This is a genomic window from Microbispora sp. NPDC004025, from assembly GCF_053604425.1.
Window position 1 is genome coordinate 119,185 of record NZ_JBSGHN010000019.1, and the last position, 16,400, is coordinate 135,584.

A 16,400-nucleotide genomic window follows, 5' to 3' on the forward strand; every position below is an offset into this window, starting at 1 on the left:
GAGGGGGAGATGCCGAGGATCAGCGCGGCGACCGTCGCGGATCACCGGGCCAACCAGCACGCCGCCCTGCTGGAGGCGGCGCGGGAGATCCTGGCCGCCGAGGGTGTGCACGCGCTCACCCCGGCGGCCGTCGGCGCCCGGATCGGCCTGGCCCGCTCCAGCGTCTACCGCTACTTCGCCTCCACCGCCGACATCCTGGCGCAGCTCGTGGAGGACGCCCTTCCCCGCTGGTCGGCCCGGCTGCGCGCCGCCATCGCGCCCTCCGCCGCGCCGGACGGCTCGCTGCCCGCCAGGATCCGCGCGTACGGCAGGGCCGCGCTGGACTTCGTCGGCAGCCCCGACTACGCGCTGATCCCGGCGCTGCAGGCGATCGGGCTGCCGGGCGAGTGCCAGGTCCGGGTGGACGAGCTGCACGGCGAGCTGATCGCGCCGCTCGCCGACGCGCTGCGCGAGGCCGGGGCCGACCACCCCGCGCTACGGGCCGAGCTGGCGTGGGGCGTGCTGCGGGCGGGGGCCCGCCGCCTCATGCCGGACGTCGCGGCGCACGCCCCGGCGACCGTCACGGCGGACGCGGACGAGGTCATCGAGATCACCCTCGACGTGCTCACCCGCGCCCTGCGGTAGGACGCTCAGGGTTTGCGGCCGACGGCTCCCACGATGCCGGAGTGGCCCGGGTCCGTCGGCACGTCCCAGGGGACGTCGGGCCGCCACGCCTGCACCGGGACGAGGCCGGGCTCGACGATCTCCAGGCCGTCGAAGTAGGACGCGATCCGCGCCAGCGACCTGCCCGCGAGCCCGCCGGAGGGGGTGGCCGAGTAGACCTGCCTGCTCGCCTCGACGACCTCTTCCTGGACGTCGCCCTTGTAGATGTGCGACAGCACCAGGTGGCCGCCCGGGACCAGCCGTTCGCGTATCTCCGCCACGATCCGGCCGGCCGCCTCGTCGTCGGTCACGAAGTGCAGCACCGACACCAGGAGGACGGCGAACGGCCGGGTGAAGTCGATGTGGGCCCGCACCGCCGGGTCGTCGAAGATGGCGCCGGGATCGCGCAGGTCACCGCGCATGACCATCGTGTCCCGGTTGTCGGCCAGCAGCGCCCGCGCGTGCACCAGGACGACGTCGTCGTTGTCGACGTACACGACCCGCGATCCCGGGGCGTGCCGCTGCGCGACCTGGTGGACGTTCTCCTGCGTCGGCAGCCCGGCGCCGATGTCGACGAACTGGGTGACGCCCGACCGCGCCAGGTGCCGTACGGCCCGGCCGAGGAAGCCGCGGTTCTCCCGGGCGATCTCCCGCCCGTCGTTGCCCATCTGCCGGCCGATGGCGAGCATCTTCTCCGCGGCCTCCCGGTCGGCCGGGAAGTTGTCCTTGCCGCCCAGGTAGTAGTCGTACATCCGGGCGACGCTGGGGACATTGGGATCGATGCCCGCCGGTGCGTGTCCGAAGTCGTCCATGCGTCGCTCCTCGCCGATGGGCTAGCTCCCACGGATACGAAATGGCCTTGAAGATCATCCCCCGAGATTCATCCCCGGGCAACGGGGCAGCGGCACCGTGACGATCTCAGGAGGACGCATGACCCCACGCCTGACCCTGACGGCGGCGGTGCTCAACGCACCCGACCCACGTGAACTGGCGCTCTTCTACCAGCGGCTGCTGGGCTGGCCGATCGGCACCGACGAGCCCGGATGGGTGACGTTGCGCCCGCCCGGCGGCGGGACGGGCCTGTCGTTCCAGACCGAGAAGCTCTACCAGCGGCCCGTATGGCCCGCGGAGCCCGGGGAGCAGCAGATGATGCTCCATCTGGACATCGAGGTGGACGACCTCGACACGGCCGGCGCCCACGCCGCCGAGGCGGGCGCGACCCTCGCCGACCATCAGCCGCAGGACGACGTGCGGGTCTACCTCGATCCGGCCGGGCATCCGTTCTGCCTGTGGGTCAGGACGGGCTGACCGTTGTCCGGATGATCTGGCGGCGAGAACGGCGGCCGGGTGAAAGCGGATTAATGCGGGCGACATTCCACGGACCGTGAGCATGTAACAACGCCTGGTCAGACTTCCGGGCATGAGCGAACCGAGAAATGCCGCCGACGGGGGCGGCCACGCGTCTCCCGGCCCGCATCACCGGCGGTCCTGGCGGCGGGAGATCGCGGAGCTGGCCGCGCTCTTCCTCGCCGTCGGCCTCGCCCACGTGATCACCACCCTGCTCGGCCATCGGGACCCCGGCCCGGTGGTCCTCGTCGGTCTCGGCCTGGCGCTGATCCTCGGCTCCGCCGCGCACAGGCGGCTGTCGGCTTCGGGAGCCGTACGCCCGCGCGCCCGCGTCAGGGCCGAGCAGCCCACGAGCCTGTGGCGGGTGCGGGCCGGGGTCGCCGAGCGCCCCGGCCGCCTCGCCGCGCTCGCCGGGGCGTTCGCCCGGCTGCACTGCAACATCCTCGCCCTGCAGATCGCGCCCGCGGGCAGCGCGGCGATGACGCCGGAAGGCTGCGACGCGCTGGACGAGTTCATCGTCGAGGCCCCGGCCACACTCACGCCCCTCGACCTGTGGCGCGCGGTCGACCGGGCCGGCGGGGTGGCCGCCGTCGTCGTGCCCGCCCAGGTCAGGGACCTCATCGACCCCGGCATCCAGGCGCTGCTGCTGGGGCAGCGCGTACGCGACGACCCGGGAGAACTGGTCGCGGCCATGACCGAGCTGCTGCGCACGGCCGACGTCGGATGGCACGAGCCCGGCGGGCCGGCTCCCGAGGAGGGACCGGCCGTGATGACCATTCCCGTGCACGCCGGCACCGCGTTGGTGGCGCGGCGGCCGGAACTGCCGTTCACACCGACGGAGACGGCGCGGGCCGCCGCGCTGGCCGCGGCGGCCCGGCACCGTCAATGGGCCGACGAGTGAGGTGATCCTCAGCCCGCGGCGTCGAGCCTGGAGAGCTCCTCGGGCGACAGCTCCAGGTCCGCCGCCCTGACCGAGTCGAGGATCGTCTCCGGCCGCGACGAGCCGGGGATCGGGATGACCACCGGCGCCTTGGCCAGCATCCAGGCCAGGCACACCTGCTGCGGGCTCACGTCGTGGGCCCGCGCCACCTCCGCGAACGGCGCGAAACGCGACCCCAGCTCGCCCGCCCGGGAGATGCCGCCGAGCGGGCTCCAGGGCAGGAACGCGATGCCCAGCTCCGCGCACAGCTCCAGCTCCGGCTCACTGGACCGGAAGGACGGGGAGAACTGGTTCTGCACGCTGACCAGACGGCCGCCGAGGATGTCATTGGCCTGGCGGATCTGCTCGGGGTTCGCGTTGGAGACGCCGGCGTAGCGGATCTTGCCCGCGTCCAGCAGGTCGCGGATCGCGCCGACCGAGTCCTCGTACGGCACCCCGGGGTCGGGCCGGTGGAACTGGTAGAGGCCGATCGCGTCGACGCCCAGCCGCTTGAGCGAGGCGTCGCAGGCCTGCTTGAGGTAGTCGGGCGAGCCGTTGAGCGTCCACGAGCCGTCGCCCGGGCGCAGGTGCCCGCCCTTGGTGGCGACCAGCACGTCCGAGGTGTCCCCGCCGTAGCTCGCCAGAGCCTTGGCGATGAGCAGCTCGTTGTGGCCCACCTCGTCCGCGTGCAGGTGATACGCGTCGGCCGTGTCGATCAGCGTCACCCCGGCGTCCAGCGCCGCGTGGATGGTCGCGATGGAGCGCTGCTCGTCGGGACGCCCCTCGATGGACATCGGCATGCCCCCGAGACCGATCGCGCCGACCTGCACGTCACCGATGCGGCGAGTCCGCATGGAAGATCCCCCTTCTGGACACAGATCACAGTTCTGTGTGTCCTATCCTCCGAATTCGGCCTCAAGCCGTCCAATCGGGGATCGGCCGGGCTGTTACGAACCCGCGACGCGCGCTCGCCTTGCCCGATTCGGTCAAATCACTACATAGTTCTCTATACCCTTCTTGGCCCGGGTTTCCGGGCCGGCGACCACCGAGGACAAAGGCGGCCCCATGAGCGTGCACGTTCACGTCCGGCTCACCGACGGTTACGCCGTCACCGAGGACGGACAGCTGCTGGAGCTCAGCAGCTGCCACTGCGGCGCCTCCTGGGAGAAGACGTACCGGGTGGACGAGGGCGAGCCCGAGAGCATCTGAGCCCCGGCGGGGTCCAGGAGATTTTCGAGCCGCGGACCGTGGACGGCGTCATGGTCTTCGACCTCACGACCGCGGCCACTCCGGCAACGGCCGCGTGAGAGGACCGCTCACCTTCTGTCGCGGGCGATGATCTCCAGCAGCGCGGTGTGCGTCTCCGGGTCGGCCGCCACGACGAGCCCGCCCGCGCCGGTGTGCAGTGGTTCGCCGTGGATGCCGGTCACCACGCATCCGGCGGCCCGGCACAGCGCGATCCCGCTCGCGAAGTGGACGCTGTCGCGCAGATGCCCGTCGGTGACGTAGGCGGCCCGGCGACCCGCGGCGACCCATGTCACCGCGAGGGTGGTGGAGACGACCCGGGGACGGAAACGCTCGGCGAAGCCCGGGTCCGCGAGGAGGCGGGCGGCCCGGAAGGCCGGCGCGTTCGGGAACGGCGGATCGAGGTTGACGTCCACCAGCCGCGATTCGGCCGATGGGATGAGCCGTTCGTCCACGTCTTCGCGGCGGACGTACGCGCGGGCGCCGCCGGTCCAGAACACCTCCCCGGCGAACGGGTCGGCACAGGCCGCCGCCGTGATGGCGGATCCCACCCGCAGGGCGACGTTCACCGCGACGAGCATGCTGCGCGCGGCGTAGTTCAGCGTGCCGCACAGAGGATCGACCAGCCACATGCGCTCCGCGCCGTCCCGCCCGGTGCGTCCGCTCTCCTCCCCCGTCACGGCGTCGTCCGGACGCGCCGCGCGGATGACGTCGAGGATGGCTTTCTCCGCCTCGATGTCCGCGACGGTGGCGAAGTCGTCCGCGGACTTCGCGAAGCGCGTCAGCGGCGTTCCGTACATGGCGCGCACGACGGCGGCTCCGGCTCGCGCCGCCGTCAGGGCCAGCTCCTCGTCCGTGATCGACACGGGATCAGGACTACCACGACCCCGGCCGGGGCGTGCGGGCAGAGCGGAAGCGCGGCAGAGCCGAGGGCGCACAGGCAGAGCCAGGGGGCGGCCCTCTCCCCAAGACGATCGCTTCTCACTAGGCTGATCCAGAAGTTTCCTCTGTTCTGGTGTTGGAGCCGCTCATGTCCCCCGCGTCGCCGGATGTCGCCCTCGCCCGCCGCCAGTCGCTCGCGGACCTGCTCAGGCGCTCCGCCCGGCGGCACCCCGGCCGCCTGGCCGTGGCGGACGCGGCCCGATCGCGTACGTACGCGGAGCTCGACGAGGACGTGACGCGGGTCGCGGGCGCGCTGGCCGCGCGGGGTGTGCGCCCCGGGGACCGGGTGGCGGTGCTGTCGCGCAACAGCGTGGACTACGTGCGCACGATCTTCGGCGTGGCCCGCGCCGGGGCCGTCCTCGTGCCGGTCAACTTCATGCTCGGCGCCGACGAGATCGCCTACGTGCTGTCCCACTCCGGCGCGGTCGCGCTGATCGCGCAGGACTCCCTGCTGCCGGTCGCGCGGGACGCGGCCAAGCAGGCCGACGCGCTGCGGCTGCGCGTGGTGTACGGCGGTGTCCAGGACGAGGGCTGGGAGCCGTTCGACGCGCTGCTCGCCGAGGACGTGGCCGAGCCGGTCGTGCCGATCGGGCCCGACGACCCGGCGCAGATCCTCTACACCTCGGGCACGGAGTCACGCCCGAAGGGCGCCGTGCTGTCCCACGCCGCACTGATCGCGCAGTACTCCAGCTGTGTCATCGACGGCGGCATGACCCGCGACGACGTGGAACTGCACGCGATGCCGCTGTTCCACTGCGCCCAGCAGCACTGCTTCCTGGTGCCGGACATCCAGCTGGGCGCCTCCAGCCACATCCTCCCCGGAGCCGACCCCGCCGCAGTGCTGGAGGCGATCGAGCGCCACGGCGTGACCAAGTTCTTCGCGCCGCCCACGGTGTGGATCTCGCTGCTGCGCCACCCGGACTTCGACCGGCGCGACCTGTCCTCGCTCCGCAAGGGCTACTACGGCGCCGCGATCATGCCGGTCGAGGTGCTGCGGGAGATCGGCGAGCGGCTGCCGGACGTGCGCCTGTGGAACTTCTACGGCCAGACCGAGATGGCGCCGGTCGCGGTGATGCTCCAGCCGGAGGACCAGATCCGCAAGGCGGGCTCGGCCGGCCAGGCCGCCCTGAACGTCGAGACCCGGGTCGTGGACGCCGACGGCGACGACGTCGCTCCCGGGGAGATCGGCGAGATCGTGCACCGCAGCCCGCACGCGATCCTCGGCTACCTGGACGACCCCGGGAAGACCGCCGAGGCGTTCCGCGGCGGCTGGTTCCACTCGGGCGACCTCGGCGTGCTGGACGAGGAGGGCTACCTCACGGTCGTCGACCGGATCAAGGACATGATCAAGACCGGCGGGGAGAACGTCGCCAGCCGCGAGGTCGAGGAAGTGATCTACGAGCACCCGGCGGTCGCGGAGGTGGCCGTCGTCGGCGTCCGCCACCCGAGCTGGATCGAGGCCGTCGTCGCGATCGTGGTGACCAAGCCGGGCGTGACCGTCACCGAGGAGGAGCTGCGCACCCACGTCCGGGCCCGGCTCGCCGCCTTCAAGGTGCCCAAGGCCGTCGCGTTCGTGGACGCGCTGCCGAAGAACCCGAGCGGCAAGATCCTCAAGCGCGAGCTCCGCGATCGCCACGCCGCCCTCGCCGACCGCATCCCCGGCGCCCGCTGAACCGTCCCCGGCCCAGGCCGGTGTGCGGGTGGGCCATACCCGTCACCGTCCCCGGCCTTATGGAGCGACGGACTCCAGCCGCGGCTGTCCGTCGAGGACGTACCCGCGGCCCCAGACCGTGCGGAGCGTGAGGCCGAGGGGCTGGATCCGATTCCGGATGCGCATCATGTGCAGGTCGAGCGCGTTCCTCGTGTCCGACCCCCCGCAGTCTCTGTACAACCTGGACTTGAGCGCTTCACGCGCCACCACCTCGCCGAACCGGGAGATGAGGAGGTTCAGGAGTTCCGCCTGCGTGGGGGAGACGGAGGTCGACCGGGACCGGTAGCGGAGGACGTCGTCGTCGATCCACGGCAGCCTGCTCCGCTGATATCTGCGGTACCTCCTGCTCAGCGCGTCGACGCGCGACCGCAGGTCATCACGGCCGATCGGCGCGCGCACCCAGTCCTCGTAGATGTCGTCGCAGACAGGGGCGTCGGAGCCCGCCTCGACGATCAGAATCCTCGGCACGTTGCGCGACCGGTACTTCTCGCGCAGGTCACGCTGGACCGGCCAGCGCAGCAAGCGCACCTCCTCATCCTCCGCCGTGCGTGTCCGCATGCGTGTCCCCTTCCCCGATTCCTCTGTCCTCGCCGTGGCACACCGCCCGCCTCGGGCGCGCGGAATCCCACCCCTCCTGGCATGGAGGGGTGGGCTCCATCACGTTCGTCAGCGTAGGAACGGATTGCATGGAGATCGCATGGAGAGGGCATCGGGCGTCATGACACCGGCTTCGCCGCCGATTGCCGCAGGGCCGCCTTGTCCACCTTGCCGACGGCGGTGTGCGGCAGCGCGTCGACGGGGATCAGCCTGTCAGGGATCTTGTACGTGGCGAGGCCACGCTCGCGGAGATACGCCTTGATCGAGGACAGCTTGAGCTCCGTGTCACGGAGCACGACGAAGGCGTAGCTCCGCTCGCCGAGGACCGGGTCCTCGACGCCGACCACGGCCGCGTCCCGGACGGCCGGATGCGTGCGCAGGTGTTCCTCGACCTCCTCCGTCGGCACCTTCTCGCCGGCCCGGTTGACCACGTCGGTGATCCGTCCGACGATCACGATGTTGCCATCGGGCCTGCGACGCGCCACGTCCCCCGTACGGAAGAATCCGTCCGGGGTGAACGCTCTGGCGTTCATCTCCGGCGCCCGGTAGTAACCGCGCACCGTGTACGGCCCTCGGACGAGCAACTCGCCTTCCTGCCCGTCGGGCACCGGCGCCCCCGACTCGTCGGCCACCACGATCTCGTCCGCCTCGCACAGGGGGCGTCCCACGGTGTTCAGGATGACCTCCCGCGGATCCCCGAACCGGGTGTGGGTCATCATGCCCTCGCCCATGCCGAACCAGTGGCTGAGCCTGCAGCGGAGCACCTCCTGTGCCCGCCTGGCCTGCTCGGGGTCGAACTTCGCGCTCCCCACCTGCAGGGTGACCCCGGACAGGTCCGTCCCGGTCCTCTCCGCTCCGTCCGTCCACAGCCGGACCAAGGGCGGGACCAGCGTGGTCAGGGTGACCCCTTCCCGCCGGATCAGGGGGAAGACCTCCTCGGGCCGCACGCTCGTCGTCAGCACGGCCTTGCCTCCCGCGAGCAACGTGCCCAGCACCCCCGGGCAGCCGAGCGCGGCGGTGTGCGCCACGGGGTTCACCGCGAGATACACGTCGGCAGCGCTCACTTCCAGCGCCCGCGCGGTGGCCCGCAGGTTGAAGGCGTAGTCGTCGTGCGTTCTCGGGATCAGCTTGGGGAGCCCCGTGGTGCCGCCGGACAGAAGGAACAACGCCGGCTCGGCCGGGTCGACCCGGGGAAAGTCGGTGCGTCCGGACACGACGGAGTCGAGAGCGGTGAATTCGGCCGCGTCGCCGGCGACCAGCACGTGGCGGACCGCGGGGACATCCTCGCGCACCGTACGGGCGAGCTCGCGGTAGTCGAAGCCCTGGAACTGATCCATCGTCACGTAGGCGATCGCCCCCGAGCGGGCGCACAGATGTGTGACCTCGACTTTCCTGTGCCCGGGAAGCGCCAGCACGGGGATGGCCCCGACGCGGAGCAACGCGAGCATCACCACGACGAACTCCGGGACGTTGGGCAACTGGACGACGACGCGGTCGAGGGACCCGACGCCGAGATCGAGCAGTCCGCCCGCCAGCCTGGTCGACGCCTCCGCCAGGTCCCGGTAGCGCATCCGGCGCTCGCCGCTCACCAGCGCTACGCGATCGGCGTGCCGTACGCATGCCTCGTGCAGCAGTTCGCCGAGTGGCCGGCCCAGCCAATAGCCGTCCTCACGGTATCGGGCGGCGAATTCATCGGGCCAGGGGACGCAGCCTTCGAGCACAGTGCCCTCCTGCGGTGATTGACGGACTCGGAAAGACGGCGGCCCCAGTGTGCGTCGTCGTCTCCGCGTGAATCGACGTCTCGGAAAGAGTCGTGAAAGGACGGCGACGGGATGGCCCGAACGCGGCTGTCGGCTCTTTCCGCAATCTTTCTGATTCGTCCCGGAATTTCGAAGAACTGGAACAGTCACTGTCGGGTGCGTTCCTCGGACACGTCGAGGAACGCACGTGTCCGCATGGGCCGGAAATCCTAGGGGTGATCATGGCGAGCGCTCGTCTTCGAAACCGGTTACAACAGCGTCGTGCCGGGGGACGTCGAAGGGGTCTCACGAGATGACTCTCGTCGGACAGTCGGTGATCGTGACCGGCGCGGGAACGGGTATCGGCAGATGCGTCGCGGCGTGCGCCGCCGGCCTCGGCGCCGATGTCACGGTGGTCGGGCGCAGGCAGGCGCCGCTCAAAGAACTGGCCGAACACGCCGTGGGCTCGATAAACGTGGTGCCCGCCGACGTCACCGCACCTGGCGCGGCGGAGGAGATCGTCGCCGCCACCCTCGACCGGTTCGGACGTCTCGACGCCGTGGTGAACAACGCCGGGCTGGCCCGGTTCGGCCGCTTGGGCGAGATCGATCCGGGGGACTTCGACGCGCTGCTGAGCGTCAACGTCCGCGCGCCGGCGGAGATGATCCGATGCGCTCTTCCACACCTGCGGGCCAGTCGTGGAGCGGTCGTCAACATCTCGTCGGTCGGCGGCGTGCTGTCCATGCCGGGGCGTTCGTACTACGGCGCCAGCAAGGCGGCGCTGAACAGCCTGACCCGTTCACTGGCGCGCGAACTCGCCCCGGACGTCAGGGTCAACGCCGTGCTGCCGGGCCCGGTCGACACCCCCATGTGGGACGACGCGGGGATGACCGCGAAACAGGCCCAGGCGCTGCGCGACGGTGTCCTTTCGGCGACGCCGATGGGCCGTTTCGGCGACGGCGAGGAGATCGCCCGCTGGGTGTGCTCCCTGCTCGATCCGGAACTGTCCGGATGGATCACCGGTGCGTTGATCCCGATCGACGGCGGCCGGACGGCATGACGGATCGGGACGACGCCGCAGGCCATGAGACACACGGAGGCGACGCGTGAACGCGCACCTGAAGGCAGCGAACCACCTGGCGATGGCGGCGGCGATCCCCTCGTCGGCCATCTACGGCGTCTTCCGGGAGGTCGAGGCCAAGGAGCGCGCCACCGGCGTCCAGGTGCACAAACTCCATGTCGGAGAGCCCTTCTTCCGCCCGCCGGACGAGGTCGCCGACGCCTTCGCGGACGCCCTGCGACGTGGTGACACCAGGTACGCGTCCATGGAGGGTCTCCTGGAACTGCGGGAGGCCCTGGTGGCGAAACTCGAGTCCGACAACGGCGTGGGCACCGCGGTCTCCCGGATCTTCGTCTCCCCCGGCTCCTGTCAGGGCCTGTCCGCGCTACTCCTTTCCCTGGCCGAACCCGGGGCCGAGATCCTGCTGCCCGAGCTGCACTGGCCGGTTCACGTGCAGCAGAGCCTGCTGGCCGGTTTCCGTCCCGTCTTCTATCCGCTCGACTCCGACTTCCGGCCCCACCCGGACGGGATCCGGGCGGTGGCCGGTCCGCGTACGCGCGTCATGCTGCTCAACTCTCCCGCCAATCCGAGTGGCGCCGTTCTGGACGACGAGCTGGCGCGGACACTGCTCGACCTGGCGCGCCAGCGGGGCTGGCAGGTCGTCAGCGACGAGGCGTACGAGCACTACGTGTATGACGGCGCGCACGTCTCGGTGGCGTCCCTGGAACGGGACGTCCCGCTCGCCGAACGCATCGTGCACAGCGTCTACAGCTTCTCCAAGAGCGCGGCCATGACCGGTTACCGGCTGGGGTACGTGGTCGCGGCCACCGAACAGGCCGCCGACGCGCTGCGCCTCGTCCAGGAGGCCTCCATCATCGCGCCCTGCACCCCGGTGCAGCACGCGGGCATGGCCGCGTTGCGCGCGCGTGCCGCCATCGCCGGGAGGAACCACGAACTGGTGGCGCACAACCGGAACATCGCGCTGCCGCCGCTCGCCGAGGCCGGACTGCTGCACGGGCAGCCGGCCGGCGGCTGGTACGCACTCCTGGACATCGGACGCACCGGAATGGACGCCGAGACGTTCACCGCCCGGTTGCTGGACACCGCGGGTGTCGCCGTCGTGCCGGGAACCGCGTTCGCCTGGCATCCCGAAGTCGACGAGGCCGGGAGTATCCGGTCGGCCGAGTTCGCACCGTGGTCCCGGCGCCTGGTCCGAATCGCGTTGTGCGTCGACCCTGTCTCACTCGACGCCGGCGTGCGGAAGCTGATCGATTTCGTCCACGACTGCACTGCGGAGTGACGTATGGCCGCCTTGACCTATTCGGATTATCTGCACCTGGACACCCTCCTCTCCCTCCAGGTGCCGCACGCACCCGACACGGCGGATCCCGCTCTCGTGCTGGCCGAGCACCTCTTCATCGTCGCGCACCAGTCGTGTGAGCTCTGGCTCAAGCAGGTCGTCGTGGACCTCGCCGCCGCGGCCGACGCCCTCTCACCTATGACGGGCGTGATCGACGCAGAGTTGAGCGCCGAGATCCTGCAGCGGGTGAGCGAGCTGCTCCGGGTCCTCCACGACCAGCTCGTCGCGCTGGAGAGGCTGCCGCTGCGGCACTTCGCCGAGTTCCGGCCGTACCTGGAGACCGCGAGCGGAGCGCAGTCGTCGCAGTTCCGGACGCTCACGGACCTGCTGGGCGACGACCGGCGGCCCGGCCGGCTGTACGAGGCGTTCCGCGCCGCGACCGCGCACAGCGGCCTGTCCGTCACCGAGGTCTGTCGCTCCGGCATCCGCGCCGGGGTCTACCACCGCATCGCCGAGTCGCTGCTGGACGTCGGCAACGGCTACTGGCGGTGGAAGATCGCGCACCTGAGCCTGCTGTCCAGGATGTTGGGCGACCTGCCGGGAACGGGCGGGACGAGCGGGGTGGCCCACCTCGTGCGGCGGACCTCCATGCCCTTCCCCGAACTGCGACGGCTCCGAGGAGAGGTCCACGACGATCTCGCCCCGGCCCGCGAAGCCTGACCCGCGCGACCGCCACGCGATCCACGAGTAGTGACTGAGACGCAAAGGATGATCGAGGTGCCTTCTTCCGGTCTGTCGTCGGCACAGCAGGCCATGTGGCTCGCGCAGACGCTTTCGCCCGAGGTTTCCAACAACGTCGCCGTTCTGTGGGAGGTCCGGGGCGAGGTCGACGCCGACGTCCTCGCCGCGGCACTAAGGACCGTGTTCGGCGAGACCGGCACCGTTCTGGTCAACTTCCGGCAGGACGAGGACGGAGCGGTGCGGCAGGTCACGCGTGACCTCGATGGATGGGATCCGTTCCACGCCGACGTCAGCGGCGAGGCCGACCCGGAGACCGCCGGGCGCGCTCTGGTGAAAGAGCTGGTGGGACGTCCCTTCGACCTGGCCCACGACGCCCTGTTCCGGGCGGGACTCGTCCGTCTGGGCGAGTCCCGGTCCATCGTGGCGGTGATCTTCCATCACATCCTGACCGACGCGTTCGGCCTCATGGCGATCACTTCGCAGCGGGTCGCCGAGGTCTACACGGCCCTGAAGAACGCCGACCCCGTGCCACCGCGGGCGTACGCCGATCCGGCGCACGCCCACGACAAGGACGTCCGCTACCAGGAGTCCCCTCGATTCGCCGGGGACCTGCGGTTCTGGCGGGACTATCTGGCCGGCGAACCCCAGCCGGCGCGGTTGCCCGCCGGTCGGACGGACGTCGCCGGGACGGGGCGCGGCGCGTGCGAGCGTACGGCGGTGTGGGACGACGTCGCGGAGTCGATCGGCGTGGTGAGCCGCACCGTCACCGTGCCGAGGGCCGAGGCCGACGAGTGGACGCGGGCGGCGGAGTCGCTCGGCGTGACGATGCCGGCCCTGCTGACCGCCGCGACGGCGGTGTTCCTCCGCCACGTGTGCGATCTGCCGGAGCCGCTGTTCTCCGTGACCGTCAACTCCCGTCTCGGCGGCGAGAGGAACAGCCCGGGGCTGATGTCGAACATCGTGCCCATCCGGGTGAAGGTCCCGGTCGCGTCGAGCTTCGCCCAGGTCGCCGAGGCGGCGACCGACGCCAGGCACGCCGTCTTCCGGCACGCCACGCTCCAGGTCTCGCAGATCCAGCGGGCCGTGGGGCTGGCAGGCTCCGTACGCAGCCCGTTCGGGGTCATCCTCACCGTCGTCCCCTTCATCGAAGGGCTGGACTTCGCGGGCAGCCCCGCCTGCTTCGTCGGCGGATCGTTCGGAGCGGTGACCGAGCTGACGATCTCGACGTACTACGACGGCCGCGACGACAGCGACCTGTACGTCCGCGTCGACGCTCCCGGCGCGCAGTACGGCAGCGCCGACGCCACGCGCTTCGCCGAGCGACTGGTCGCCTACGTCCGCGCGTTGACGGCCCGTCCGCAGGAGCCGGTGGGCGCGGCGGAGGTGCTGACGAGCGCGGAGCGCGACCGGCTCCTGCGTGAGTTCAACGACACGGCGGCGCCGGTGCCGCCGGTGACAATACCGGAGGCGTTCGAGCGGCACGCGAGGGCGACTCCGGACGCGGTCGCCGTCGTGTGCGGCGACGAATCACTGACGTACCGGCAGGTGAACGCGCGGGCGAACCGGCTCGCACGGGCTCTTGCCGCGCACGGCGTGGGCCCCTGGACGTCGGTGGCGGTGGCGTTGCCCCGGTCGGCCGACCTGGTGGTGGCGATGCTGGGCGTGTGGAAGGCCGGGGCCGTATACCTGCCGCTCGATCCGGAGCACTCCAGCCGGCGGGTGGAGTTCGTGCTGTCCGACGCCCGGCCACAAATGATCGTCACCGACGTGGCCACCGCGGCGGTCCTGCCGCATACCGACGTCCCCCGGCTTCTCGTCGGCGATCTGCTCGGTGACGGGCTTGGCGGAGGCCCCGATCACGACCTGTGCGACGCGGACCGCGTGAGCCCGTCGCTGCCGCAGCACGTGGCGTACCTGATGTACACCTCCGGCTCGACGGGGACGCCGAAGGGCGTCGCCGTCACTCACCGCAACGTCGTGTCGCTGTTCAGCGGCACGGACCACTGGTTCGGCTTCGGCCCCGGCGACGTCTGGGCCTGGTGTCATTCACAGGCCTTCGACCTGTCCATCTGGGAGCTCTGCGGGGCGCTGATGTACGGCGGCCGCGTGGTGGTGGTGCCGTGGGACGTGGTGCGTTCACCGGCCGCCCTGTGGCGACTGCTGATCGCCGAGGGCGTGACCTCCCTGGTCCAGACGCCGTCGGCCTTCTACGAGCTGTCCGCGGCGCACCGGGCCGAGACCCGCGCGGACGCGGCACTGCGCGTGGTCGTCTTCGCGGGTGAGGCGCTGGACCCGGGCCGGCTCCGCGGCTGGTATCCGGATGATCTGCCGAACGCTCCCGCACTGGTGAACATGTACGGCATCACCGAGACCACCGTGCACGTGACGTACCTCCATCTGACGGCCGAGCCCGACGAGCCGGGAGCGAGCCCGATCGGAGTGCCACTCGGCAACATGCGGATGTGGGTGCTGGGCCCTGGTCTGGCACCGGTGCCGCCCGGCGTGGTGGGAGAGCTGTACGTGGCCGGAGAGGGAGTGGCCTCCGGGTATCACGGCCGGCCCGGACTGACGGCGGAGCGGTTCGTGGCCAACCCGTTCGGTCCGCCGGGGTCGCGTATGTACCGCAGCGGGGATCTGGCCCGCTGGAACTCCGAGGGCGAACTCGAGTACGTCGGGCGGGCCGATCACCAGGTGAAGATCCGGGGGTTCCGGGTCGAGCCGGGTGAGGTCGAGGCCGCCTTGCTGGAGCATCCTGGTGTCGGGCAGGCGGCCGTGCTCGCCCGCGACGGCCGCGGCACGGACGCCGGCAAGCATCTGGTCGCCTACGTCGTTCCGGCCGATGCGAACGGGGACCTGGCCGAGGAGGTGCGCGAGCATCTGCGGGCGGTCCTGCCGCACTACATGGTGCCCTCGGCGGTGGTGGTGCTGGAGCAGCTGCCGCTGACGGTGAACGGCAAGCTGGACCGCGCGGCGTTGCCCGAACCGCATCTGACCACCGAAGCGGCCTACCGGGCTCCGGGCACGGCCCGGGAGGAGATCTTGTGCGGCCTGTTCGCCGAAGTCCTCGGCATCGACCGGGCCGGGATGGACGACGACTTCTTCGACCTGGGCGGCCACTCCCTGCTCGCCACCCGACTGACCAGCCGCATCCGCGCCGTGCTGAACGCCGAAGTCCCCGTCCGCGCCGTCTTCGAAACCCCCACCCCCGCCGGACTCATCCGCCACCTCGACGCCCAGGCACCCTCCCGCCCGCACCTGACGGCGCAGCAACGGCCGCGCATCCTGCCGCTGTCGTTCGCCCAGCGCCGCCTGTGGTTCCTCCACCACCTCGAAGGCCCCAGCCCGACCTACAACATCCCCCTGGTCCTCCGCCTCACCGGCGACCTCGACCCCGAAGCCCTGGCGACGGCACTCAACGACGTGGTGAGCCGGCATGAAACCCTGCGCACCGTCTTCCCCGACATCGACGGCATCCCCCACCAGCACACCCTCGACCAAGCTCATGTTGAGCTGACGACGGTCCAGGCGGCCCCGGATGAGGTGAGCGGGCTGGTGGACGACGCGGTCCGGCACGCCTTCGACCTGGCGGTCGACCTGCCGATCCGCGCGTGGCTGTTCACCGTGACCTCCGACGCCTCATCGAGTTCGGCGCACCGGACAGCGCAGGCAGCGCAGTCCGGCGATTGCCCCACGGTGCCCGCCGAGCATGTGCTGCTGGTGGTGGTGGTGCATCACATCGCCGGGGACGGGTGGTCACTGCGGCCGCTGGCCGCCGACTTGGCGACCGCGTATGCCGCCCGGCGTCAGGGGCAGGCCCCCGCCTGGGAACCGCTGCCGGTCCAGTACGCCGACTACACCCTGTGGCAGCAAGACCTGCTGGGCGACCCCGACGACCCCAACAGCCTGCAGGCCCGCCAGCTCGCCTACTGGACCACCACCCTGACCGGCCTGCCCGAACAACTCCCCCTGCCCGCCGACCGGCCACGCCCCCCCATCGCCACCCACCGCGGCCACACCACAAGCTTCACCATCGACCCCGCCACCCACCACGGCCTCAACCACCTGGCCCGCACCCACCACGCCAGCCTGTTCATGGTCATCCACGCCGCCCTCGCCGCGACCCTGACCCGCATCGGCGCCGGCACCGACATCCCCAT

The 16,400-nt window shown here is 71.2% G+C and carries 14 protein-coding genes; 9 read left to right on the top strand and 5 right to left on the bottom strand.

What is annotated here, in order from left to right; genetic code table 11:
• Positions 1-9 precede the first annotated feature (9 nt).
• Positions 10-624 (top strand): TetR/AcrR family transcriptional regulator, encoded by a 615-nt coding sequence (locus ACWEQG_RS34775; RefSeq protein WP_452291357.1) that lies wholly within the window; start codon positions 10-12, stop codon positions 622-624.
• Positions 625-629: 5 nt separating this feature from the next.
• On the opposite strand, the gene ACWEQG_RS34780 is transcribed toward ACWEQG_RS34775, so the two are convergent.
• Complete coding sequence (locus ACWEQG_RS34780; RefSeq protein WP_452291358.1) at positions 630-1,454, bottom strand: SAM-dependent methyltransferase; 825 nt, start codon at positions 1,452-1,454, stop codon at positions 630-632.
• 118 nt (positions 1,455-1,572) lie between these two features.
• Between ACWEQG_RS34780 and ACWEQG_RS34785 the strand changes: the two genes are divergently transcribed.
• Complete coding sequence (locus tag ACWEQG_RS34785) at positions 1,573-1,950, top strand: VOC family protein (protein ID WP_363466865.1); 378 nt, start codon at positions 1,573-1,575, stop codon at positions 1,948-1,950.
• A gap of 112 nt (positions 1,951-2,062) precedes the next feature.
• Complete coding sequence (locus ACWEQG_RS34790; RefSeq protein WP_452291363.1) at positions 2,063-2,890, top strand: hypothetical protein; 828 nt, start codon at positions 2,063-2,065, stop codon at positions 2,888-2,890.
• An 8-nt stretch (positions 2,891-2,898) separates the two neighbouring features.
• Here ACWEQG_RS34790 and ACWEQG_RS34795 read toward each other — a convergent pair whose 3' ends face one another.
• Positions 2,899-3,762 carry an aldo/keto reductase gene (locus tag ACWEQG_RS34795; RefSeq protein WP_452291364.1) on the bottom strand — a complete coding sequence of 288 codons (864 nt, stop codon included), beginning with the start codon at positions 3,760-3,762 and terminating at the stop codon, positions 2,899-2,901.
• 211 nt (positions 3,763-3,973) lie between these two features.
• Here ACWEQG_RS34795 and ACWEQG_RS34800 point away from each other — a divergent pair, with 211 nt between their 5' ends.
• On the top strand, positions 3,974-4,117 hold the full coding sequence (locus ACWEQG_RS34800; protein WP_452291366.1) for a hypothetical protein: 144 nt from the start codon (positions 3,974-3,976) through the stop codon (positions 4,115-4,117).
• Positions 4,118-4,224: 107 nt separating this feature from the next.
• On the opposite strand, the gene ACWEQG_RS34805 is transcribed toward ACWEQG_RS34800, so the two are convergent.
• A complete protein-coding gene (locus ACWEQG_RS34805; RefSeq protein WP_452291368.1) occupies positions 4,225-5,019 on the bottom strand; it encodes an inositol monophosphatase family protein in 795 nt (264 codons plus the stop codon).
• Positions 5,020-5,168: 149 nt separating this feature from the next.
• Between ACWEQG_RS34805 and ACWEQG_RS34810 the strand changes: the two genes are divergently transcribed.
• On the top strand, positions 5,169-6,767 hold the full coding sequence (locus ACWEQG_RS34810; protein ID WP_452291370.1) for a fatty acyl-CoA synthetase: 1,599 nt from the start codon (positions 5,169-5,171) through the stop codon (positions 6,765-6,767).
• A gap of 57 nt (positions 6,768-6,824) precedes the next feature.
• On the opposite strand, the gene ACWEQG_RS34815 is transcribed toward ACWEQG_RS34810, so the two are convergent.
• Together ACWEQG_RS34815 and ACWEQG_RS34820 are read right to left on the bottom strand one after the other, a co-directional pair.
• Positions 6,825-7,364, bottom strand: a complete 540-nt coding sequence (locus ACWEQG_RS34815) for a winged helix-turn-helix domain-containing protein (RefSeq protein ID WP_452291372.1) — start codon at positions 7,362-7,364, stop codon at positions 6,825-6,827.
• A 158-nt stretch (positions 7,365-7,522) separates the two neighbouring features.
• On the bottom strand, positions 7,523-9,124 hold the full coding sequence (locus ACWEQG_RS34820) for a (2,3-dihydroxybenzoyl)adenylate synthase (RefSeq protein ID WP_452291374.1): 1,602 nt from the start codon (positions 9,122-9,124) through the stop codon (positions 7,523-7,525).
• Positions 9,125-9,455: 331 nt separating this feature from the next.
• On the opposite strand from ACWEQG_RS34820, the gene ACWEQG_RS34825 reads away from it, so the two are divergent.
• The 4 genes from ACWEQG_RS34825 to ACWEQG_RS34840 form a co-directional block, all read left to right on the top strand.
• The gene (locus ACWEQG_RS34825; protein WP_452291376.1) at positions 9,456-10,202 is read left to right on the top strand and encodes an SDR family NAD(P)-dependent oxidoreductase; all 747 of its coding nucleotides are present in this window, start codon (positions 9,456-9,458) and stop codon (positions 10,200-10,202) included.
• A gap of 46 nt (positions 10,203-10,248) precedes the next feature.
• Positions 10,249-11,502, top strand: a complete 1,254-nt coding sequence (locus ACWEQG_RS34830; protein ID WP_452291378.1) for a pyridoxal phosphate-dependent aminotransferase — start codon at positions 10,249-10,251, stop codon at positions 11,500-11,502.
• 3 nt (positions 11,503-11,505) lie between these two features.
• Positions 11,506-12,222, top strand: a complete 717-nt coding sequence (locus ACWEQG_RS34835; RefSeq protein ID WP_452291380.1) for a tryptophan 2,3-dioxygenase family protein — start codon at positions 11,506-11,508, stop codon at positions 12,220-12,222.
• A 57-nt stretch (positions 12,223-12,279) separates the two neighbouring features.
• A partial coding sequence (locus ACWEQG_RS34840; protein WP_452291382.1) for an amino acid adenylation domain-containing protein occupies positions 12,280-16,400 on the top strand: 4,121 nt, incomplete at its 3' end.